Genomic DNA, 22,966 nt, shown 5'->3' with positions numbered 1-22,966 from the left:
TGCTTTAAGGCTACTGAGTAATCACTTATAGCTAGATTTTAAACACTAAGTAGACAAAGTAAAAATAAGTTTCTCGGCTTAAAAACTCTATCTGACTCTGAAAACTGCGATAGCGGGTAGTCGGTGTGGGAGACGAATGTGCATCCATTCCTAAGCCTCGTGCCATCAATATGGCTCGCTTCATATGCAATGGATCGCTAACAATAAGAAACTTGGTTAATTGGTGAGTATTCGCTACTTCCAAAGCATTTTTGAGGTTCTGGTGAGTTGTGCGAGATTCAGTTTCAGTGAAAATGTCAGCAGCTTTTACCTGTTGCGCGATTGCATAATTTTTTCCAACTATAGCTTCAGCTAGTTCATTACTTTCGCCCACTCCACCAGTAAAAATGATCGTTTTAACAGATCCATTTTTATATAAGTTAATGGCGTGCTTGATTCGCTCTCTGAAAACAGGAGATGGTTCTTGTCCCCAAACTGCCGCTCCTAAAACAATTGCTGCATCTGCCTTGATATTATTAGTACTGTTGCCATATAAGTAAATACTTGAGGCAGAAGATGCGATCGCCAGCAACAAGGCAGATATCAAAGTCACTGTAACCCAAATTAACCATTTTTTGGGAATTTTGTAATTGAGCATGGGGCGTTGTTGAAAGAGTAATCCTTAACCCTGTTTTGTCACTCTCGAAAAACAATAATCTCAGCGAGATTCTGAAATTTTGATTTAATCAAGCTTTGAGCTTTTATTTTCTAACACTAACTAAAATTTCTAGCTTTAAAGTGGAAAATAAAGCCCCGAAAGGCTTTCAGCGATTGGGTTATCCCAAACTGACAAAAGAGGGTTAAGAACGAAGATCAGCGATCGCGTTTCGCAGAACGGCGCGATGCGGAGGAACGAGCACCAGGCTTATCACCATTTGTCGCGGGCGGCGCTGCCTTACGTTTAGCTGATGTCTGTGGTAACGGTTTAGGAGTACGAGCCGGACGCTTATCACCTCCAGGCTTGCCTCTGTGTTGGCGTACATTTGGGATTGGTTCGGGGTTAGCATCGGGGTTGGGCGCAAAACCAGCAACTACTTCCTTTGGCAAGCGCTGTTCAATCAGTTTTTCGATATCTGTCAATAAATGCTGTTCATCAACGCACACCAGCGATACCGCTTCACCTGATGCGCCAGCGCGACCGGTGCGCCCAATGCGATGAACATAATCTTCTGGTACATTGGGCAAATCGAAGTTAACTACATGGGGCAGTTCGCTGATATCAAGACCCCTAGCAGCAATGTCCGTCGCCACCAATACTTGTAATGTGCCATTCTTGAACTTTGCCAGAGCATTGGTACGCACAGGCTGACTCTTGTTACCGTGGATTGCCAATGCTTGAATCCGGTCTTCACCCAACTGCTTCACTAAACGGTCAGCACCATATTTAGTACGAGTGAACACTAGCACTTGATACCAATTATCTCTCCGAATCAAGTGAGCAAGTAATTGACGTTTCTTGTCACGGTCTACCTGATAAACTTTTTGGGCGATCGTTTCGGCGGTAACGTTGCGGCGTGCTACCTCAATCATCTTCGGGTTATTGAGCAGTCCGGCGGCTAATGCCTTAATTTTGTCTGAGAAAGTAGCGAAAAATAGCAAATTTTGTCGCTGTTTGGGCAGAAGTGAAAGGATGCGGCGGATATCATGAATAAAGCCCATGTCCAGCATCCGATCTGCTTCATCCAGAACCAAAACCTCAATATGCGATAGGTTCAGCGTCCCCTGCTGTACGTGGTCTAGTAGTCGCCCTGGAGTAGCGACCAGAATATCCACTCGACCCCTCAAACGCTGTTTTTGCAGATTAATACCGACTCCGCCAAACATCACCATCGAGTTGAGATTTAAGTACTTGCCGTACTCGCGCACGCTTTCTTCCACTTGTGCCGCGAGTTCGCGAGTCGGGGTGAGAATCAGCGCCCGAATTGGTGGGTATCCATTAGACGTACCTTTGCTCTTGTTGGACGACAAACGATGCAAAAGCGGTAGGGTAAAACTAGCGGTCTTGCCAGTGCCAGTTTGTGCCCCAGCTAACAAATCGCTACCCGACAATACAGCGGGAATCGCCTGCATCTGAATTGGGGTGGGTTCCGTGTATCCTCGTTCGGTAACGGCACGGATAATTTCATTGGACAAGCCGAGATGAGAAAAAGACATAAGACTCCAAAAATAGCATCGGCCTGTCGCCAATGATGGCGTCAGTCTTAGGCGGACGAATAAAAAATTATTGAAAGGCTGGATGGGCAGTAGCGCCAAGACTGAGAGCGAGTGCCGCAGTAGTTAATCTTAACAGATTGCCGTCTATTGTGTTGTTAAAGTTGCTCTGATTCAGTGTTGTGTTAAATTGGCATTACCTGCTTGTAAAGCAAAGTATTGAACAAATAGGAGAAATTCATTATCGCAATCCAAAAGCAACTGATTAATTCACAAATCAAGTCACCTAGTGTCTTCTTGATTGACCATGAGAATAACAATCGTGGTCTGATTGACACCAATGAGGCGCTACAGCTAGCCGAAAGCTTAGAGCTTGACTTAGTTGTAGTCTCCCAAGGTAAAGACGCTCCGATCGCGAAGATTCTCAACTATGGGAAGCTTCAGTATCAAAAGAAAAAACGTCAGAGCCAGAGTGCTAGACCCACGGTAAAGGAAGTTAGATTCGGTCTAAACGTGGGTGTCGCTGATTACAATTTACGTATTGAGAAAGCAGTTCAGTGGTTGAGTAAAGGCGATTCAGTCAAGTTTGCCATCCGTTTACGAGGCCGAGAACATCAATATCGTGACCAAGCAGGAGAACTGCTAGACCGAATTGCCAATGATCTCAGTCAAGTAGGTAAAATTCAGTCCTTGGATAAACGCGCACTAATTGTTCAAGTCATTCCTGCCTAGTTATCTTGCGATCGCTGGAGGATGTATTTGTGGCAGCTTGGAAGAAACCAAAAAAGCCGGAGACAGTACTGTAACTTCTATAGAAAAAATAATGAAGATTGCTCAGTGCTAAGTTAAAGACCGTCCATAATAGTCGGGGTATTTACCAAACAATTCGCAATTCGCAATTTGCAATTCGCAATTTGATTAGGGCGAAAAAACGAATTGATTAATTGCCTAAAAGTGGGTACAAGCCCCCACCATACGTAGGTTAGTGGTCTTAAATCAGTGGTGGGTACAAGCTCCCACTGATTTAGTTGCGTTAGCAAAGCGGGGCGTTAGCCCATTGCGAATTTACAATTGCGAATTGGGTTGACCTTCTGACCAAACAAGCGCCACGCGCCGGGATCTAACCAATCAATCGGCGCGTTTAGTGATTAAGTGTGTCAAGGCATCAATCAAGCGATCACTTTCCATTGGTATAATGTCTCTCCCATGCATCACATCCTGAGTAATATGAAAATGCACTAACGCTCCTAAGAGAATTCTTGCTGTTGCCTCTGGGTCAGGTATATTTAGCTCAGGAGCAGCCAAGTATTGAGTGAGAGTTTCCGCCACTGGCTTAATCATCGCCCGAACACATATTTGAGCTAACTCAGGAAAACGACCAGATTCCCCTATTAATACTCGCATAAATGCAGTATGTTCTTGGTCGCTATTCATCAAATCTAATGCTTTGGTTCCTATGTGATGCAGTACGGCTGCTGGTTCTCCGGCAATCGGTTCTGTGCCAAAAATGGAGTTATTCTTTTTGCTCGCCAGTTGCTCTAACAGTACTTTAAAAAGTCCTTCTTTGTCTTGAAAGTGGCTGTAGACTGTCGCTTTAGAAACACCTGCTGCTACTGCTACTCGATCCATACTTGTACCAGCATAACCATTTTGGAGAAACTCTTGCATTGCCCCTTGCAGAATTTGCTCCACTTTATCAACGGAATTATCGCGATCAACTTCGTCAGATTTAATGCGTACCATTTATTAATCTTCCTCTCTTATAAACAATTTTAATAGATGCGGCAATTTACCCTACGTCATTAATCCCAGTCCTGACAAGCATTCTGGTTTATAACTCAAGGCAAGCTGATTAAATTGAGAATTCTACCTTTGTGCTATTGACTAAACTAATCCGTTTAGTTTAGCATGAATTGAACTGAACAGTTTAGTACAAGTTGCTAATGGGGAAAAGTGAACACTATGGTGCAGAACTGGAAACGAGAGGATTTAAAGTCTCCCCAAAATCTTTTGCGATCGCCAACTACATTAGCAATAATTACATCTCTATTAATAGGTGGAGCTAGTGTTTACACGGTACTAAAGTTTCAGGCTACCGCTAATGAGAAGCAAATAGCGCCAGTAGCTATTCAGCCAGTGGTAAAAACAGTCACAGCATTGGGACGTTTAGAACCAAATGGAGAAGTTATAAAACTGTCTGCAACTTCTTCTACTGAGGGGAGTCTGGTTCAGAAGTTATTAGTAAAAGAAGGCGCTCGCGTCCAGGCTGGACAGGTAATTGCCATTATGGATAGTCGCGATCGCTTGCAAGCAAGTTTAGTTGAAGCCCAAAAACAAGTTCAAGTTGCCAAATCTAACCTTGACCAGGTAAAAGCGGGAGCAAAACAGGGAGAAATTGGTGCAAAACAAGCTGCTGTCAGCCGTCTGCAAGTCGAATTAGAGGGAAATGTCAAAACTCAGCAAGCCACAATTGATCGCCTAGAAGCAGACTTGCAAGGACAACGAGAGAGTTTACAAGCAACGGTGGATCGTGTTGCAGCTGAAAAGCGGAACGCTCAAGTAGATGTGCAACGCTACGAAGCTTTATACAAAGCAGGGGCAATTTCTAGTCAGCAAGCCGATCAAAAACGCTTGAGTGCAGAAACTTCTACTCAGCAGGTAATTGAAAACCAAGCCAATAAGACAAGAACTGTCGCTACTTTAGAACAGCAAATTAAAGAAGCCAAAGCGAACCGCAACCAAACCCTCGCTAGCTTGCAACAGCAGATTAACGAAGCCAAAGCCACCCTTAACCAAACAGCTGAAATCCGTCCGACAGATATTGCTAACGCCCAAGCAGAGGTAGACAGCGCTCAAGCGACTGTGGCAAAAATTAGAGCGCAACTCGATCAGGCTTATGTCCGCGCACCGGAAGCGGGACAAATTTTGAAGATTAATACAAGGGCTGGAGAAACCGTTTCTAATGACGGGATTGTAGAATTAGGTCGAACCGACCAGATGTATGCAGTTGCAGAAGTTTACCAAAGTGATATTAACAAAGTGCGATCGGGGCAACGGGTCAAGGTAATCAGCGATTCCCTCCCCGGAGAATTACAGGGAACCGTCGATTGGATGGGGATGCAGGTACAGCGGCAAAATCTCGTCAACAGTGACCCCTCTAGCAATATTGACGCCAGAGTAGTGGAAGTACATGTGCGACTAGATGAAGTATCTAGCGTCAAAGCTGCAAAGTTTACCAACCTACAAGTAAAGGCGGTAATTGAACTGTGATTGGATTTATTCAACAACTGCGGCAGCGAACCCCCCTGGGATGGTTGCAACTGAGTCATGAAAAAAGCCGTCTATTGGTGGCATTGGGAGGCATTGCTTTCGCTGATGTTCTTATGTTCATGCAGCTAGGGTTTCAGACCGCCTTATTTGAAAGTAATACTAAACTGCACAATAGTATCCAGGCTGATATTTTTCTAGTTAGTCCTCAAGCCCGTAACGTGTTAAATGCCTCCACCTTTACGCGGCGGCGACTGTATCAGGCAATGGATATACAAGGGGTGAAATCCGCAGAACCAATGTATGTCAACATTGTCGATTGGAAGAATCCTAAAACACGCCAAAAGACATCTGTGCTAGTTATCGGGATCAATCCTGAAAAGCCAGCCTTTGACTTAGCGGATGTGAACAGCCAGATAGATCGGGTGAAGCTACCAGACACCCTGCTGTTCGATCGCGCCTCTAGAGGAGATTATCAAGAAGCGATCGCTCAAGTTGATCAAGGGAAACCTGTGACAACTGAAATTGACCGCCGAACAATTACCATTAGCGGCTTATTTTCAATCGGCGCTTCCTTTGCGGCTGATGGCAACCTGATTACCAGCGACCAGAATTTCTTGCGACTATTTCCTAAACGAGAAGCAAGTAGCGTCAGTATAGGTTTGGTTCAACTAGAACCAGGTTATGACGCAAAACAGGTGAAAGCAGCTTTAGAATCTCATTTAGATGATGATGTTAAAGTTTTAACCAAAGCAGAATTTATCGAATTTGAAACAGATTATTGGAAAAAAAATACAGCCATTGGGTTTATCTTCAGCCTGGGTGTAGCAATGGGATTTATGGTAGGCGTGATTATCGTCTATCAAGTACTTTCTACAGATGTGAATTCCCATATCAAAGAATACGCCACTTTCAAAGCAATGGGCTATAACAATCTCTATTTATTAGGCGTGGTGTTTGAAGAGGCGATAATTTTGGCAATCTTGGGCTTTATTCCGGGAGCGATCGCACCTTTAGGACTTTATGCTTTAACTCGCAATGCCACCAATTTACCACTTTACATGACCGTAGCACGAGCCACCACAGTGCTAATGTTAACAATGATTATGTGTATTATTTCTGGTGCGATCGCTACTCGGAAATTACAATCTGCTGACCCCGCAGATATGTTTTAAAAACTGTCATTAGTCATTAGTCAGTAGTCATTAGTCCTTTGTAATTAGGACTTACGGAGACTCTAGTAATTATTCTCTACGACAGCGAAATTAGCAATTTTGGCCTAAGTCTTGGTAATAACAAATGACTAAAGACAAATGACAAATGACAAATGACAATCATCAGGAATAATCGAGCTATTTATGACTAGTCAATCCGTTATCTCTGTTAAAAATCTCGACCACTATTTTGGTAATGGTCAACTCCGTAAGCAAGTTCTTTTTGATATCAATCTGGATATTAACGCCGGTGAAATTATTATTATGACTGGGCCTTCTGGTTCTGGTAAAACGACACTTCTCACCTTAGCAGGCGGCTTGCGTTCTGCCCAATCTGGTAGTTTGCAGATATTGGGACAAGAACTTTGTGGCGCTAGTACAGGACAACTTACCCAAGTGCGACGCAATAACGGTTATATATTCCAAGCGCACAACTTGCACGGTAGCCTGACAGTACTCCAGAACGTCAGAATGGGCTTGGAAGTGCATAATAATATTTCACCGGACGAAATGAAAACCCGGTCAGCCCAAATGTTAGAGGAGGTAGGATTAGGGCATCGCCTCAATTATTATCCTGATGATTTATCTGGGGGACAAAAACAAAGAGTTGCGATCGCTCGTGCGTTGGTTGGTCGTCCTAAAATTGTCTTAGCGGATGAACCCACAGCCGCCCTTGACAGTAAATCGGGACGAGATGTGGTCAACCTCATGCAAAAACTAGCTAAAGAACAAGACTGTACCATTCTCTTGGTTACTCATGACAACCGCATTCTAGATATTGCCGATCGCATCGTCTACATGGAAGATGGCAAATTAGTAAATGACCGTGCTGTTGTTGCAGCCAGTTAGGCTACTAGTACCGCAAGGCGGAATTCGTAATTCGTAATGACGCTCCTGCGTCGCTAACGCTGCGCTAACGTAATTCGTAATTAATTGTTTGCAAAGGTTTCAGACGTTTAAGATGGGTGGCTTATTTGTGCCGTGCGGTACTAGGTCTTAGAATAAATTTCTAACGGACGATTTTAGATTAAGTTTACTACTCCGTATTGCATCTAAATAATAGATTTTAAATATCCCTTAACTTTTCAAAGTATCGGATAAAAATATCATAATTTTTGAGTGGAAATAACTCTAAGTTTTAAGTAGACATAATTTAGTGTCTACTTATGTTTTGTAGATTAATTATTATACCTGCATTTTGGTGTTTATATACAATTAATCATCCAAAGTTGGCATGATTCATAATTTTGACAAAAAATACTTATTTTATTGGCTTAATTTGATTCTGATTGTTGGCGCTGTTACAACTCGTAATTTTGAAACCGTTTACTATACCTGAATACTTTCATAAACCAAAGGTAGTTTCACAGTAAAACAAATTTATCAATCAGTAGATTTTCCTATCCAGATAAATACCTGATCTAACTAAAATGTCAACAATTTACAATTTTGTTATGGACTGTTAAGTGATAAATCAACAATAACTGACTAAAAAAGTAGTAATTAGCAAACAATTACGGATAAAAGCCTAATTTGTTCTTTTTTCTGCGCCACTAGTTAAGAGGTAATCTATGGTGCGAAACTCAAAGCTAGGGTACAGAACGTTCCCTAAGTCTATTCTGCGTCCATCTATTGTTATAAGCATAATTGCATCTTTATTGGTTGGCGGAATAAGTTTTTATATAGTAAAACGTGGGCAAAATTATGCAAATCCAGAGGCACAAGTACCAGCAACACAATTACCACAGTTAAAAACAGTAACAGCTTTAGGGCGACTCGAACCACAGGGAAAGGTAATTAAACTCTCTGCTGCGGTGTCTGCGGAGGGAAGTCGAGTAGAAAAGTTGTTGGTGAAAGAAGGGGATAGGGTAAAAGCAGGACAAGCGATCGCAATTTTGAACAGCCGCGATCGCCTCCAAGCAGCATTAAAAGAAGCGCAGGAACAGGTAAAAGTAGCCCAGGCAAACCTAAACCGCACCCAAGCAGGTGCTAAACGTGGTGAAATTGCTGCCCAAAAAGCTGCGATCGCTCGTTTAGAAGCCGAACGCCAAGGTGATCTTAATGCCCAAGCCGCGACAATTGAGCGATTCCAAGCCGAAGTGCGTAACGCCCAAGCCGAAGACGAGCGCTATCAGCGACTATATCAACAAGGCGCAATTTCCGCTTCTCAACGGGATAGCAAGCGTTTAAACTTGGAAACCGCCCAAAAAAGCCTACAAGAAGCCCAGGCACTATTAAATCGTACCCAATCAACTAGTCAGCAACAAGTTAAACAAGCCACAGCAACACTTGATGAAATCGCTGAAGTACGCGGAGTGGATGTAGAAGCAGCCAAAGCAGAAGTCAATCGTGCCATAGCAGCTATGAATCTGGCAAAAGTCAATCTTGAACAGGCTGTAGTGCGATCGCCCCAAAATGGGCAGGTATTTGAGATCCATACCCATCCTGGGGAATTAGTATCAAATGATGGCATTGCAGATATCGGCCAAACCAGCCAGATGTATGTCATAGCCGAAGTCTACGAAAGCGATATCAGCAAAGTGCATTCAGGGCAGCAAGTGCGAGTATTTGGTGATTACCTCCCGATCGAATTACAGGGAATCGTAGATCGCAAAGGCTTGCAAGTGCGACGACAGAATGTCATCAACACAGATCCCGTCAGCAATATCGACAACAGAGTAGTAGAAGTTCATATCCGACTAGATGAAGCTTCCAGCCGAAAAGCTGCCACCTTAACCAATATGCAAGTTAAGGCAGTAATTGAATTGTGAAAAGGGGATTGGGGACTGGGTAGTGGGTACTGGGGACTGGGAGATTCTGAAGTAGATGAGTGGAGTTCTGAAGTCCCCCCAATCCCCAGTCCCTAATCCTTTCAAGGGTAGGTATTTAATAAAGGCGTATTTTTGCAGGTAAAATACTATCTAGCTTTTATCAGCAGAATTACTACGGGTGCAGGAGGGTGAATGCAAGTAGGAAAAAGCGAGGAATTAAGAGAATGGACTAGAAAAGTAATTGAAAAAATGCCAAATCTCACAAAACCTCAAGCTGTTGTACTGGCAATGTGGACTTTTGGGATAGTAATGACCCAATCAAGTGGACTGACAACGGTTTCAGTATTTTTAGCAGAACTACTGGGTAAAAAGGAGAATACTATACGTCAGCAACTGCGGGAATGGTATCGAGACGCAGAAGATAAAACAAAAACTGGTCGAACTTCATTGGATGTGACATCTTGTTTTAGTCCACTACTATCTTGGATTCTAAGTCTTTGGCCTAAAGGTGAAAAACGTCTAGCATTGGCAGCAGATGCTTCAACTTTAAGCGATCGCTTTACTGTATTAGCAATTAGCATTGTTTACCGTGGCTGTGGAATTCCAATTGCCTGGAAAATAGTTGAAGCTACCATTCCTGGAAGTTGGAAACCTCACTGGGAAGAATTATTTCGCCATATAGACAAAACTGTACCACCAGATTGGTTTGTAATTGTCACCACAGATAGAGGGCTTTATGCTGAGTGGTTGTATCAACAAATCTTGAACTGTGGTTGGCATCCTTTTATGCGGATTAACCTTCAGGGGCAGTTTCAAATTAAAGGTACTGTTTCTTGGCTACCTCTAAATACTCTTGTTCGAGAAGTTGGTCAGTCATTTGAGTCATTGGTAACTTGTTTCAAAAGTAACCCGATTGAATGTACATTGTTAGCCCGTCATGACGAGGGCTATGCCGAACCTTGGTTAATTCTCACCGATTTACAACCCGAAGTTGCGGATGCTTGTTGGTATTCGATGCGCTCTTGGATTGAATGTCTATTTAAAGACGGTAAAAGAGGTGGTTTTGCTTGGCATCAAACTAAAATGACAGATACCAAACGAGCCGAGAGACATTGGTTAGCGATCGCAATCGCTACTTTATGGCAGGTTAGTGTTGGAGGTGCTATTGATGCCAATTTGCCTATTAGTAGTTTAGACGAATTACCACAAACCCACGTTGCACGACGCAATTTGAAAAATAGTGTCTTCCATCGTTGTCTCTCATGTTTCCGTCGTGGATTTTTAGTGATTAAGGCTGCCGTTCTTAATCGTCTTCCCCTACCTCAAGGTAGCTTTTTCCCTGAACCTTGGCCTTCCTTGACTCCACAACTCCATGTCTCTCAAATCACCCTCTCTACTGCCTGATTTTTAAATACCTACCCTTGAAAGAGTCCCTAATCCCCCGTCCCTAATCCCAAGTCCCTAATCCCCAATCCCCAGTCCCTAATTATGAGATTGCTCAAACAACTGCTACGGCGAACTCCTCTAGGATGGCTGCAACTGAATCATGAAAAAAGCCGTCTCTTCGTGGCATTGTCAGGTATTGCCTTTGCGGATCTTCTGATGTTTATGCAGTTAGGCTTTCAAACTGCATTGTATGACAGTAACACCAGATTACATCGCAGTTTGCAAGCAGACATTGTTTTAACAAGTCCCCAAGCCCGTAACTTGCCAAGCTTGTCTACATTTTCTCGTCGGCGACTTTACCAAGCAATGGATATACCAGGGGTGAAGTCAGCCGAACCAATGTATTTCAATAATGCGATCTGGAAAAATCCCCAAACACATCGTGAGACAGGGGTGTTAGTTATCGGCTTTAACCCAGACAAGCCAGCTTTTGACTTACCAGATGTTAACCAGCAATTGCAAACGATCAAAATGCCAGATACCGTTTTGTTTGATCGTGGTGCAAGAGGAGATTATCAAAAAGCGATCGCTCAAATTGACCAAGGTAAAACCCTGACTACAGAAATAGAACGGCGCACAATTACCATTAGTGGCTTATTCCAAGTCGGGGCTTCCTTTGGTTCTGATGGCAACCTGATTACCAGTGATCAGAATTTTTTGCGGCTATTTTCTGGGCGACAGTCCAGCAGTGTCAGTCTAGGTTTGATTGTTCTTAAACCAGGCCATGAACCGAAAAAAGTAGCAGCAATGCTCAAAGCCTACCTGAGAGATGATGTCAGAGTCTTAACCCACGCCGAATTTATTGAATTTGAAAATAACTTCTGGAGAACAAATTCACCCATTGGGTTTATTTTCAGCCTGGGTGTATCGATGGGCTTTGTCGTGGGCGTGATCATCGTCTATCAAGTCCTTTCCACCGATGTTAATGCTCATGTCCGGGAGTACGCCACCTTCAAAGCTATGGGATATCGCAATTACTACCTCCTAGGTGTGGTACTTGAAGAATCGTTGATCTTGGCAGCACTCGGCTTCTTCCCTGGATTGGGAGTATCTTTAGCACTTTACCAACTGACTCGCAGTGCCACAAATTTACCCATGTACATGACTGGAATTCGGGCATTGCAGGTATTAGTGTTGACTATCATTATGTGTACAATTTCTGGTGCGATCGCCACCCGCAAACTCCAAGCCGCCGATCCTGCTGATATGTTCTAAAAATTGTCATTTGTCATTGGTCACTGGTCATTTGCAAAGGACAAATGACGGTCATCACGAGTAATCAAGCTATTTATGACTAGTCAACCCGTCATCTCTATTAAAAATCTCGACCACTATTTTGGTCATGGTTCACTCCGCAAGCAAATTCTATTTAACATCAACTTAGAGATTAATGCTGGTGAAATTATTATCATGACTGGGCCCTCTGGTTCTGGCAAGACTACTTTGCTGACCTTAGTGGGTGGGTTGCGTTCTGCCCAATCTGGTAGTTTGCAGGTGTTAGGACGAGAACTTTATGGTGCGAGTGCTGAACAACTAGTGCAAGCGCGACGCCGTAATGGTTATATTTTCCAAGCACATAACTTGCATGGTAGTTTAACGGCACTCCAAAACGTCAAAATGGCTTTGGAATTGCACAAACATCTTGGGTTAAAAAAGATGCGAGCTAGGTCAGCCCAGATGTTAGAACAGGTAGGATTAGGAAATCATTTGCATTACTATCCTGATAAACTGTCTGGGGGACAAAAACAAAGAGTAGCGATCGCTCGTGCCCTAGTCAGTCATCCTCAAATAATCCTCGCGGATGAACCCACCGCCGCCCTTGACAGTCAATCAGGACGAGATGTAGTCAATCTCATGCAAAAACTGGCAAAAGAACAAGGCTGCACCATCTTGATGGTTACTCATGACAACCGCATCCTAGACATTGCCGATCGCATCGTTGACCTGGAAGATGGTAAACTCAAGTCAAAAGTAATACTATCAGCCTAAAATTGATCAGCGTATTCCATCATGCAAATTTTATACTCGCGGACTTACTTACCTAGTTTAAGTAATTTCCCCATACCGATTTCAATCTAACAGTGTGATATTAGTGTCCAGTTGAAAAAGTGTCCAGTTGATTCCAAGATTTCCTTCAAGTATATTATGTAATGAGTATGATCACAACGAGTTTCCTTTATTGCCTAACAAGTGAAACATATAGCAAGCCACAAGAGCGTTTTGCCATCAACCATAGTTAAATTTTATGCTCATTATCAATGCCATACACATTAATTATTAGAGTTAATACCGATTCACTAATAATTACAGATAAAATCATTCACCCTTGCAATCCATAAGTACTTAGAGAATTTCCTAACTCCTAACATTTATGGTTTATAACAACATCGGCTTCACACAGGAAACACTAGTAATAATAAGCTAGTCTATTTTCCAACACAAGCAAGGGGTTTTTTGTAGTTCTATGATTATTGAGAATAGCGCTAGTAGTTCAAACAAAAAGTTGCTTGGCTTTGATGTCAAAACTTTGACAGCCAATCGTCATCCAATAAATGTGTTAAAGGGAATATTTGCTGTTCTCCCAATCGCTTTGGCATTGCCTGTAGATGCTTTAGAAGTAAAAGTGACTCCAACTAATCCTAAATTAGGGGATACACTCTCGGTGGAGATCAATCTAGATAATCCAGAAAATGGTACAAATCCAACAGTAGCTAGTGGTAATAATACATACCCAGCTTTTGAGATTGCACCTAATCAGTATCGGGCTTTTATTCCCACAACTCCACTAGAAAAAGCTGGAACTAGAACATTTCGGATTGCAGGGGACGGTCAAGTGCAAAACTTGGCAGTGAATGTGCTTAATCGCAAGTTCCCCGTACAACGCATTACTTTGCCACCTGGCAAAGCTGGAGTGAAGGCTACAGAGCATGAACTTCAGCGTGTGGCAGCTTTTAAGGCACTACAAACACCAGAAAAGTATTGGAATGGAGTATTCTTAAGGCCAAATGCAGGGCGAATGAGTACAACCTATGGTGTACGTCGCTACTATAATGGTACATTTGCAAATGACTACTATCATCGTGGTCTTGACTACGCTGGTGCTGCCGGTTCATCCGTAATTGCCCCAGCCGCTGGGCGAGTTGCTTTGGTAGGTAGGGTATCCCAAGGGTTTCGGGTTCATGGTAACGTAGTTGGCATTGACCACGGTCAAGGAATAACCAGTATTTTCATGCACCTTAGTCGTATTAACGTTAAAGAAGGTGATTTTGTCAAAGCTGGTCAATTAATTGGCGCAGTAGGTTCAACAGGTGCTTCTACGGGGCCACATTTACACTGGGGTTTGTATGTCAACGGACAATCTGTTGATCCAACACCTTGGCGAACTAAGGTCTTTAACTAGTAGAGGCGGAGTTGATCACGTCTGTGAATAATTTGTGTATTTTTTGCTGAGAATTAGGCAAAACAAATTGGATTGATACCGTCCCTACCTTGCTTGGCTAACATAAATGATGATAAGCGTTATGAGTATCGAAAAAATTGTAGAACAAGCTCTCCAGGATGGTTATTTGACGCCAGCAATGGAAGCAGAAGTCGGTAGAATCTGTGACAACGCCTCGGAACTCTCAATTGAAGAGTATATGGCGCTGGATCGGCTGATGGGTGCGCTATTGACTGGTGAGGTAGTGGCGGTACCTCGCAAACAATTCATTAACGTTATGGAAGAATTGGTACTGACGGAAGCGATCGCACGAGTCGCAGAAATTGAAGCTACCAGCGAAAGTTCTCTGGATGTTGGGGATATTGCCGCTTACGCTCTCAATCGCCTACCACCTCTGTATGCTACTACAGAAGAGGGTGCTAACTTCCAGCGCCAAACGGCTCAGGCACAACTGCAAGACTTCATTTCTCAGCAAGTAAGTGAGGCGATCAACCGTTACCTAGATCGACCCAATTTCTTCCCAGAACGGCAAGCCTTGGGCAAAAACACTGGCAATGAGGTTGTACGCCAAGTTAGTGCTTTACTCCAAACATACGCACCTAATTTTGAGCAAAAATTATAATTTTAAGAGTCATTAGTCATTAGTCATTGGTCATTGGTCATTGCCACTAAGATAAGTACAAAGTTTTGCGTTGCCTAGTTCCCAGCCTCCAGGCTGGGAAACCATTCAGGGAGGCTCCGCCTCCTCTTTTTTGAACAAATAAATTAATCGCGTACTACCACTGCTGTACCTAAACTCACTTGGTCATACAACAATCGGACATCAGAATTACGCATCCTTAAGCAGCCGTGGGATACAGCCGTTCCTACCAGGTCAATTTCCGGCGTGCCATGAAAGCCAATTTCATTCCGTCCATCTGTCCAAAAACCAATCCATCTGTCTCCCAAAGGACTATCCGTACCAGCTTCAAAGACTTTGCCCGTAATTGGGTGACGCCAAATTGGATAGTGTCGCATGTGGATTATCTGGAAAGAACCTGTGGGCGTTTCCCAACCTTTCTTACCTATAGCAATTGGGTAGCTGGCTATCACCTCATCTCCTGCATATACATAAGTGCGGCGATCGCTTAAATCAACCACCACTTGCTTCTTCGCATCTGCCAGACTACTAGATGCTACTTGTTGGGCTGAAGCCTTAGACCATAGAGCTTTTGGCCAGCTATCCGCAACTGGATTTTGTCTTGCTGTTTGTGCTACCACCTGCGTCTTAGTTGGTAGATCGGTTGCTTTCGCGATATTTTTCTTAATGGTTTGGGGCTGATTTTGAGGCTTAATAGTAGAAGGCTTAAATGTAGATGCCTTTTGATTAGTTGCTTTCGCTACAGGTTTCTTAATTATTTTCGATTTAGTTTGAGACTTACCAGCAGAAGACCTGAGTGTAGAAGCCCTCCGAGTCGTTGCTTTCGCTACATTCTTCTTAATTGTTTTTGACTTAGTTTGAGGCTTAAGAGCAGAGGGCTTTGGTGTAAATTCCCTCTTCTGGGCAGTTGAGCCTTGGGTCACTTCACCAGGTGGCATAGAAGATGCGCCCATAGCAATTTCTCCTAAACTCACTTGAGAAAGATTCTTGTAGACTCCCTCTGGGCGGCTTCCCTTGGGATTGCTTAGGGTAGAATCTCGCCGCATCGAAGTAGATGCAGTCTTCTCAAACTGCTGTCCCGCCGTAGTAATGCGCCAATGGACACCTAAAGATAGAAATGCTGTGCCAAAACAGAGCAACATTACCATCCGCCCTACAGATTCATTTCTTAGCATTGCCATCGCCTATTGTTTATCCCTGACATATTTAGCCGAGCAATTGAATGTGTTCATCATCCTATTATCAAAAATTTATCAATACTTATCATTTCTGCTATAAATCTGCCAACACCTCTGGGCAAACTAAGACTATGCGAATTGTCCCAGCGGCAAAACTTCAAGTGAGAAACCTGATTACTCAAAAGTTCTGGGGATTGTAAGCCAATACTTGGACTTTTTGGTGGAACTCTTGAAATGTAGCAATCAATCATCAATGGTGTAGGTGGAAGAAAAACCATGTTTGAAAAACTATTGCTAGCAGTCACAATTACATTTTCCCTCAATTTCTTTTTTCAAGTTCGCGTACCAGAGCAAGATAACTCTAGTGCTGCCTACGGCCCACAACCAGAACAATCAGCAACTATTCTGGTAACAAAATCAAAAAAATAAATCACTATCTTAACAACCACAGCAACCTAACTTCCAGAAATTATTACCTGAATTTTAAAGGTATCAAGAAGTTAGAATTACAAAATTTTTATCTTCATCCTTATAACCAGATTTAATTATTTTAATCAAGCGTATATACCCAGTTGCGAAAAGTACTAAAATGTGCATATATAGTGCCTTTGTTAGTTGATGGGTGAAAAGGCAACCATGTGAGCAGTATAAGGAAAAAGTGGCCTTCCTTATTGCTATAAATGTATCCAAAATTGTATGCTTCAGTGTTCCAGTAATAAATCCGTCACCTTGGGATGGAACTTATGTCTCATTAGCAGGTCTAATAGATAGGGATGATTTAGAGCCAGTACGATCTATGAGTCAGTCGATTACTGTATCCTGGTCAACGGTTGATGCAAAGTATCCAGAAGCATCAGTGCAAGTTGACAAACTCCCTAACCACGATTTAATTTTGCGCTGTCAAGCGGGACTGCGACCAGATCGTGTTGCGTTTGCAGAATTATTACGCCGCTATCAAAGTCAAGTTGATCGAGTTCTCTACCATCTGGCTCCAGATTGGGCTGACAGAGCCGATTTGGCTCAAGAAGTTTGGATTCGAGTGTATCGGAATATTAACCGATTACAAGAACCTGCTAAATTTCGGGGCTGGTTAAGCCGCATTGCCACCAACTTGTTTTACGACGAGTTACGGAAACGCAAGCGGGTTATGAGTCCTTTGTCGCTCGATGCTCCCCGCTCCTTAGAGGACGGCGAGATGGATTGGGAAATCGCTGGTGATACTCCCGGCCCTGAAGAAGAACTGACAACTAGAGAATTTTACGAGCAACTGCGGGAAGCGATCGCGGATTTACCAGAAGTTTTTCGTACTACCATCGTCCTGAGAGAAATCGAAGGCATGGCTTATGAAGAAATTGCCGAAATCACTGGAGTTTCCTTAGGAACTGTAAAGTCAAGAATAGCCAGAGCTAGAACGAGGCTGCAAGCTCACTTGCAGAATTATCTAGACTCCTAATTTACAGTATTTTGCCTCTGCCCAATGGCAGAATTTAAGCATAGATTAAGAATTACCAGAAAGACGTAGATTGCCTCTGCCCTAAGGAGGAAAATTGGCTAATTTTCCCGAATTTCCCGCCCAGTTTACCCGTGTATGAATTGGTAATAATGTTAAGATGACTACTGATTCTCAGTTTTACGACCGTTCACCTTTGCAACTTCCTCAAGATTTGCCAGATGGAATGGACAAGCATACCAATGAATCAACGGGTCTTATGGATATGGTGAAGCGCGATCGCTTCGAGTTATTGAGTGCTTACCTCGATGGTGAAGTCACAGCTACCGAACGCAAGCAAGTAGAAGAATGGCTGGCAAATGATGCCTCGGTTCAATGCTTGTATGCCCGACTGTTAAAGCTGCGCCAAGGCTTGCGGACGCTCCCAGTACCAGCAGCCCAAGAGTCCCCAGAAGCAACAGTTCAGAAAGTTTTGACACGTTTGCACCGCCGCTCTCGTCTCAACTGGATGCTGGGGGGTGCAGCCGTTGCTGCTTGTGTGATCGGCGCAGTATCTAGCTTAGTACCTGGCGCTTCGAGAGTACCACAACTGGCACAACGACCACAAACAGAACCGATACAAACATCCTCAGCGTCTATAGTTCCCCCTTCGCCGCTGATGGTGGGATTAAATAACCCGGTAATTGAAATTCCTAAAGCAGCAGTAGCTTCTCCAGAAAATCCGGTTTATCGGGTACAACCGCAACGCCAGGACTCTAGACAGGATATAAACTAATCACAAACTTAACAGTTCACAGTTCATGACTGTATTTTGCAGTTAAACCTGAGCCACTCCACCAACCGTCAGGTTGGAGGCAGCCTCTTAATTGCTCAACTCGGTCTAGAGTCATTAAATAAACCCAAGCCCAACCCAGAGAGAGCGACTGTGAATCGTAAACCTCAATCATTTGTCGATTATAGAGGTTTGCTGATGGTTGTCTAGTTGGCTGGTAACTTTCCAGTACATCTAATTCATTTAAAATCTTTAGGTTGGGAAAAAAAAGTAAATATCCGTGAACTTGGCTATCTCCTAGCGTCATCGCCGGGTATCCCATTGGTAGAGCAAACAATTTACCTTGTGCAAAAGCTAATTTGACATCAACCACTTTACCAGCACAATATCTTTTATAGTTAGCTTCACCTGGTTTGAGCGTGCCATAGACAAAAACCCGCACCAAATCAGAAAATTCTATATTTGATTCAACCATTTAAACTTTCATTAAATGACTTTTTCCATACCCGAAAAGCTAACAGTTTGGGCATAATCAGGCTGATGCTCAATTATATAAATCTTTGAGTACTTGACCTACAATATAGGTTAACCTAGCAGGTTAACCTAGACAGACCCAGTAGGAGCATTTTTGGTGGATTCTCGATATAACCCAGCAGCAATTGAGGAAAAATGGCAAAAGACATGGGTAGAACTTGGCTTAGATCAGACACCCACAGCTAGCAACAAGCCAAAATTTTACGCTTTATCCATGTTCCCTTATCCATCGGGCAGCCTACACATGGGTCACGTCCGTAATTATACGATTACCGACGTGATTGCCCGCCTCAAGCGAATGCAAGGGTATAGGGTAATACACCCAATGGGTTGGGATGCTTTTGGCTTGCCAGCAGAAAACGCCGCCATTGACCGTGGTGTACCGCCAGCAAAGTGGACTTATCAGAATATGGCCCAGATGCGGCAGCAATTGCAGCGTCTTGGTTTATCCATTGATTGGGAATGTGAACTTGCTACCTGTTCACCAGACTATTACAAGTGGACACAATGGATTTTTTTGCAGTTTTTGCAAGCAGGGTTAGCTTACCAAAAAGAAGCAGCAGTAAACTGGGACCCTATTGATCAAACTGTACTGGCAAACGAGCAAGTTGATAACGAAGGACGTTCCTGGCGCAGTGGGGCAATAGTTGAGCGCAAATTATTACGCCAGTGGTTTTTCAAAATTACTGACTACGCCGAAGAATTGCTCAATGATTTGCATAAATTGACAGGTTGGCCGGAACGCGTCAAGTCGATGCAGGCAAACTGGATTGGTAAATCTACAGGCGCTTATTTAGAATTTCCTATCGTTGGGATAGATGAAAAAATCGGTGTTTACACCACACGCCCAGATACCGTTTATGGTGTCAGTTATTTGGTGTTAGCACCAGAACATCCTTTAACAAAAGGTGTCACTACAAAAGAACAACAAGCGGCGGTAGAAGTTTTTATTAAAGAAGTTTCCAATCAAAGTGAGTTGGAACGTACCGCTGAAGACAAACCTAAGCGAGGTATCCCCACAGGTGGTAAGGCAATTAATCCATTTACAGGCGAGGAAGTGCCTATTTGGATTGCTGACTATGTACTGTATGAGTATGGTACTGGGGCAGTGATGGGTGTACCGGCACATGATGTTCGGGATTTTAAGTTTGCCAAAAATTATGATTTGCCGATTGATTTTGTCATTGTTTCCCCAGATGATGTGGCAGGTTTTGATTTAACTCCAACATCAGAAAATGATGAAGTCACGCAACTCATCCAAATTGAATATAACCAGGCATACACTGAACCAGGAATTTTAATTAATTCTGGGGCTTTTACTGGTATGGCTTCTATAGAGGCTAAACAAGCAATAATTGAATACGCCGAACAACAAGGTTTTGGTAAAGTGCGGGTGCAATATCGCTTGCGGGATTGGTTAATTTCGCGGCAGCGTTATTGGGGCGCACCCATACCTGTAATTCACTGTCCCAACTGTGGGATAGTGCCAGTTCCCGATAAAGATTTGCCAGTAGAGTTGCCAGAAGAGGTGGAATTTACTGGACGTGGCGGTTCACCTTTGACTCAGTTGGAAAGCTGGGTAAATGTGCCTTGTCCGACTTGTGGCACTCCGGCGAAGCGGGAAACTGACACGATGGATACCTTTATTGATTCCTCGTGGTATTTCTTACGGTTTCCGGACGCGAAGAATGAAGAACAGGTTTTTGATTCCAGTAAAATTAACGACTGGATGCCAGTTGACCAGTATGTGGGTGGAATTGAACACGCGATTTTACATTTGTTGTATTCGCGGTTCTTTACTAAGGTGTTACGAGACAGAGGTTTATTAAATTTTGACGAACCCTTCCAACGGCTGTTAACTCAAGGTATGGTGCAGGGTTTAACTTACCTAAATCCCAAAAAGGGTGGTAAAGATAAATGGATTCCTTCTAATCTAGTAAATTCAGCCGACCCCCGTGACCCCCAGACTGGTGAACCGTTACAACGTCTCTATGCCACCATGTCTAAATCAAAGGGCAATGGTGTAGCGCCAGAAGATGTAATTTCCAAATATGGTGTAGACACAGCGCGGATGTTCATCTTATTCAAAGCGCCGCCAGAAAAAGACCTGGAATGGGATGAAGCCGATGTGGAAGGACAATCCCGCTTTTTAAATCGAGTTTGGCGTTTGGTGACAGATTATGTTGCGGCTGGGGTATCCCGTAAAAAAGCTGAACTCTCTGATTTAACTAAGGCAGAAAAGGAATTGCGGCGGGCAATTCATACGGCTATTCAAGCAGTAACGGAAGATGTGGAAGATGAATATCAATTCAACACAGCGATTTCAGAATTGATGAAGCTGAGTAACGCCTTAACTGATGCTGACGGCAAAAAGTCACCAATTTATGCAGAAGGTATTCGGACTTTGGTGGTTTTACTAGCACCATTTGCACCACACATTGCTGATGAATTGTGGCATTTATTGGGTGAAAGTGATTCAGTTCACACTCAAACTTGGCCATTATTTGACCCTGCGGCTTTGGTAGCTGATGAAATCACTTTAGTAATTCAAGTTATGGGTAAAACTCGTGGCTCGATTCAAGTACCAGCACAAGCAGATAAAGCAGCGTTGGAGAAATACGCCCGTGAGTCAGAAATTGCCCAGCGTTATATCGAAGGCAAAGAGATTAAAAAGGTAATTGTGGTTCCGGGAAAGTTGGTGAATTTTGTAGTTGGCTAAGTAGAGTTTTGCGTAAACTCGTGGCGAATTGAGGGGTGAAATTTAAACATAGATGCGCTTCTCTACGAGACGCTACGCGTAGCTTGCTTCCCCGTAGGCTACGCTTTTCCGCAGGGTAGGGGGCAAAAAATTTGCTATGAATTAATGAAATGTTGTACTTAGCAATCGATAAAATTGTAAATGTAGCCTGAAAAACATTAGAGGATTTGCATCCGTGACACTCAAAGACTTAGAACAAAAACTTCTTGCCCTCAGACAAGCGTGAAAAATTACAGGCTATACAGTTATTTGCTCAAAGTCTCGGCAACAATTAGCAAGGAGTTGAGAAAACTCCTAGAGTCTCCTTTATGGGTAGAGTATTCTGAATTCTGAATTCTGACTCCTGTTTTATTTATACACGAAAAAGCGCTTGAGAGTTTTGCTCACTCAAGCGCTTTCCCGTAAAAGCTTATACCAACTCACTCGTTTGATGCAACATTTGAAATCTGCAACATTCCCTGAGGAGGGAGCATTACGGGGATAACTTGTGACAAACATGTGGTGAAATGGTATCACTCCTTGCACTAACTAAGAATATCTCTTTTGCAAGAATACCGGGGATCTGGTGAGTGACAGTTTATGAACTGAACACTAGTTAAAAACGACTCACCATGAATAGTAATTAAAAAGACTAGTCACGATTGTAGCAATTTTGTAAGTGTAGTATAAAAACTGATAGTTAATAACCTAGGCGTACCCCACCGTAGGCATCACTTCCCAATAAATTCAACATCATAAAGTACAGCAATTAGTAGCATGAATATCTCAACTTCTGTGGCAAATAAATCGCCATTGAGTAAGCCAGAAAAGGCTTGGATATTAGAATCTAAGTGATTTGGACTGTAGTAAATCATCGCCTCCTTTATAGATGGAGGTATTCTTTAAACAATGGCAACCCAAGAACAAATTTTCGACCCAAGTACATTAAAAAGTTTGGGTTGGGTATCTTCTATCTCTTAGCAAACGGTGACATCCAAGTTTTCCGCATAGTGTAGACGATTACTTCCTTCGTGGAAACAAAACATTGCTTTTTCACCGACGATTCCCGCGATATTCAAAACGATTTAGCGTGTTTTTATCAAAACAGCCGAAGCGAATCATGGGTAAGATTTAAGAATTGATCATACCTGTGCCTCATCTAGATAGACGTTTCATCCTTAGCGAAAATAGTCCCTCCCCTATGAGCAAACGTCTTAACCTGGCGTCTAGGTGTGTGGTAAGATTGCCTGGAACAAAGGTTTTATCTGAGTTGAAGTCTCGGTATAAATTGCAAAGTTCAAGCTGACCGATCAGTAACTCTCATGATA

At 43.1% G+C, this 22,966-nt stretch carries 20 protein-coding genes; 14 read left to right on the top strand and 6 right to left on the bottom strand.

The window, feature by feature from the left end; genetic code table 11:
* Positions 1 to 31: 31 nt before the first annotated feature.
* Positions 32 to 637 (bottom strand): YdcF family protein, encoded by a 606-nt coding sequence (locus RRG12_RS22190; RefSeq protein WP_420760723.1) that lies wholly within the window; start codon positions 635 to 637, stop codon positions 32 to 34.
* A 215-nt stretch (positions 638 to 852) separates the two neighbouring features.
* Positions 853 to 2,193 (bottom strand): DEAD/DEAH box helicase, encoded by a 1,341-nt coding sequence (locus RRG12_RS22185; protein ID WP_069072171.1) that lies wholly within the window; start codon positions 2,191 to 2,193, stop codon positions 853 to 855.
* Between the two features lie 237 nt (positions 2,194 to 2,430).
* Here RRG12_RS22185 and infC point away from each other — a divergent pair, with 237 nt between their 5' ends.
* Positions 2,431 to 2,922: a translation initiation factor IF-3 gene (gene infC, locus RRG12_RS22180; protein ID WP_084227231.1), complete on the top strand. Its 492-nt coding sequence runs from the start codon at positions 2,431 to 2,433 to the stop codon at positions 2,920 to 2,922.
* A gap of 396 nt (positions 2,923 to 3,318) precedes the next feature.
* Here infC and RRG12_RS22175 read toward each other — a convergent pair whose 3' ends face one another.
* Complete coding sequence (locus RRG12_RS22175) at positions 3,319 to 3,933, bottom strand: TetR/AcrR family transcriptional regulator (protein ID WP_069072169.1); 615 nt, start codon at positions 3,931 to 3,933, stop codon at positions 3,319 to 3,321.
* A gap of 219 nt (positions 3,934 to 4,152) precedes the next feature.
* Here RRG12_RS22175 and RRG12_RS22170 point away from each other — a divergent pair, with 219 nt between their 5' ends.
* The 9 genes from RRG12_RS22170 to RRG12_RS22130 all read left to right on the top strand — a co-directional run bounded on the left by RRG12_RS22170 (position 4,153) and on the right by RRG12_RS22130 (position 14,949).
* Complete coding sequence (locus RRG12_RS22170; RefSeq protein WP_069072168.1) at positions 4,153 to 5,460, top strand: HlyD family efflux transporter periplasmic adaptor subunit; 1,308 nt, start codon at positions 4,153 to 4,155, stop codon at positions 5,458 to 5,460.
* On the top strand, positions 5,457 to 6,632 hold the full coding sequence (gene devC / locus RRG12_RS22165) for an ABC transporter permease DevC (protein ID WP_420760722.1): 1,176 nt from the start codon (positions 5,457 to 5,459) through the stop codon (positions 6,630 to 6,632). The genes RRG12_RS22170 and devC (RRG12_RS22165) overlap by 4 nt, the downstream gene beginning before the upstream one ends.
* 183 nt (positions 6,633 to 6,815) lie before the next feature.
* Positions 6,816 to 7,520, top strand: coding sequence for a DevA family ABC transporter ATP-binding protein (locus RRG12_RS22160; protein ID WP_420760721.1), 705 nt, complete (start codon positions 6,816 to 6,818; stop codon positions 7,518 to 7,520).
* Between the two features lie 725 nt (positions 7,521 to 8,245).
* On the top strand, positions 8,246 to 9,442 hold the full coding sequence (locus RRG12_RS22155; protein WP_420760736.1) for an ABC exporter membrane fusion protein: 1,197 nt from the start codon (positions 8,246 to 8,248) through the stop codon (positions 9,440 to 9,442).
* Positions 9,443 to 9,634: 192 nt separating this feature from the next.
* Positions 9,635 to 10,846, top strand: a complete 1,212-nt coding sequence (locus tag RRG12_RS22150; RefSeq protein ID WP_420758009.1) for an endonuclease — start codon at positions 9,635 to 9,637, stop codon at positions 10,844 to 10,846.
* 84 nt (positions 10,847 to 10,930) lie between these two features.
* Positions 10,931 to 12,103, top strand: coding sequence for an ABC transporter permease DevC (gene devC, locus RRG12_RS22145; RefSeq protein WP_420760720.1), 1,173 nt, complete (start codon positions 10,931 to 10,933; stop codon positions 12,101 to 12,103).
* 75 nt (positions 12,104 to 12,178) lie between these two features.
* Entirely contained in the window at positions 12,179 to 12,877 is a 699-nt protein-coding gene (locus tag RRG12_RS22140) for a DevA family ABC transporter ATP-binding protein (RefSeq protein ID WP_069072165.1), read from the top strand.
* Positions 12,878 to 13,352: 475 nt separating this feature from the next.
* On the top strand, positions 13,353 to 14,288 hold the full coding sequence (locus RRG12_RS22135) for a M23 family metallopeptidase (protein ID WP_420760719.1): 936 nt from the start codon (positions 13,353 to 13,355) through the stop codon (positions 14,286 to 14,288).
* Positions 14,289 to 14,409: 121 nt separating this feature from the next.
* Positions 14,410 to 14,949 carry a late competence development ComFB family protein gene (locus RRG12_RS22130; RefSeq protein WP_069072163.1) on the top strand — a complete coding sequence of 180 codons (540 nt, stop codon included), beginning with the start codon at positions 14,410 to 14,412 and terminating at the stop codon, positions 14,947 to 14,949.
* Positions 14,950 to 15,092: 143 nt separating this feature from the next.
* Here RRG12_RS22130 and RRG12_RS22125 read toward each other — a convergent pair whose 3' ends face one another.
* Positions 15,093 to 15,725, bottom strand: a complete 633-nt coding sequence (locus tag RRG12_RS22125; RefSeq protein ID WP_420760735.1) for a L,D-transpeptidase — start codon at positions 15,723 to 15,725, stop codon at positions 15,093 to 15,095.
* 696 nt (positions 15,726 to 16,421) lie between these two features.
* Here RRG12_RS22125 and RRG12_RS22120 point away from each other — a divergent pair.
* From RRG12_RS22120 to RRG12_RS22110, 3 genes are all read left to right on the top strand, one after another.
* A complete protein-coding gene (locus tag RRG12_RS22120) occupies positions 16,422 to 16,574 on the top strand; it encodes a hypothetical protein (RefSeq protein ID WP_176727076.1) in 153 nt (50 codons plus the stop codon).
* A gap of 367 nt (positions 16,575 to 16,941) precedes the next feature.
* Positions 16,942 to 17,598 (top strand): sigma-70 family RNA polymerase sigma factor, encoded by a 657-nt coding sequence (locus tag RRG12_RS22115; protein WP_069072160.1) that lies wholly within the window; start codon positions 16,942 to 16,944, stop codon positions 17,596 to 17,598.
* 157 nt (positions 17,599 to 17,755) lie between these two features.
* A complete protein-coding gene (locus RRG12_RS22110; RefSeq protein WP_069072159.1) occupies positions 17,756 to 18,370 on the top strand; it encodes an anti-sigma factor family protein in 615 nt (204 codons plus the stop codon).
* Between the two features lie 16 nt (positions 18,371 to 18,386).
* On the opposite strand, the gene RRG12_RS22105 is transcribed toward RRG12_RS22110, so the two are convergent.
* On the bottom strand, positions 18,387 to 18,842 hold the full coding sequence (locus RRG12_RS22105) for a gamma-glutamylcyclotransferase family protein (protein ID WP_420760718.1): 456 nt from the start codon (positions 18,840 to 18,842) through the stop codon (positions 18,387 to 18,389).
* 156 nt (positions 18,843 to 18,998) lie between these two features.
* Between RRG12_RS22105 and leuS the strand changes: the two genes are divergently transcribed.
* Positions 18,999 to 21,620: a leucine--tRNA ligase gene (leuS, locus tag RRG12_RS22100; protein ID WP_420760734.1), complete on the top strand. Its 2,622-nt coding sequence runs from the start codon at positions 18,999 to 19,001 to the stop codon at positions 21,618 to 21,620.
* A 749-nt stretch (positions 21,621 to 22,369) separates the two neighbouring features.
* Here the strand turns inward: leuS and RRG12_RS22095 are convergent.
* Complete coding sequence (locus RRG12_RS22095) at positions 22,370 to 22,513, bottom strand: hypothetical protein (protein ID WP_176727075.1); 144 nt, start codon at positions 22,511 to 22,513, stop codon at positions 22,370 to 22,372.
* Positions 22,514 to 22,966 lie beyond the last annotated feature (453 nt).

The sequence above is a fragment of the Nostoc sp. CALU 546 genome, assembly GCF_048836525.1.
This window is presented reverse-complemented; position numbering and strand designations above follow the sequence as displayed.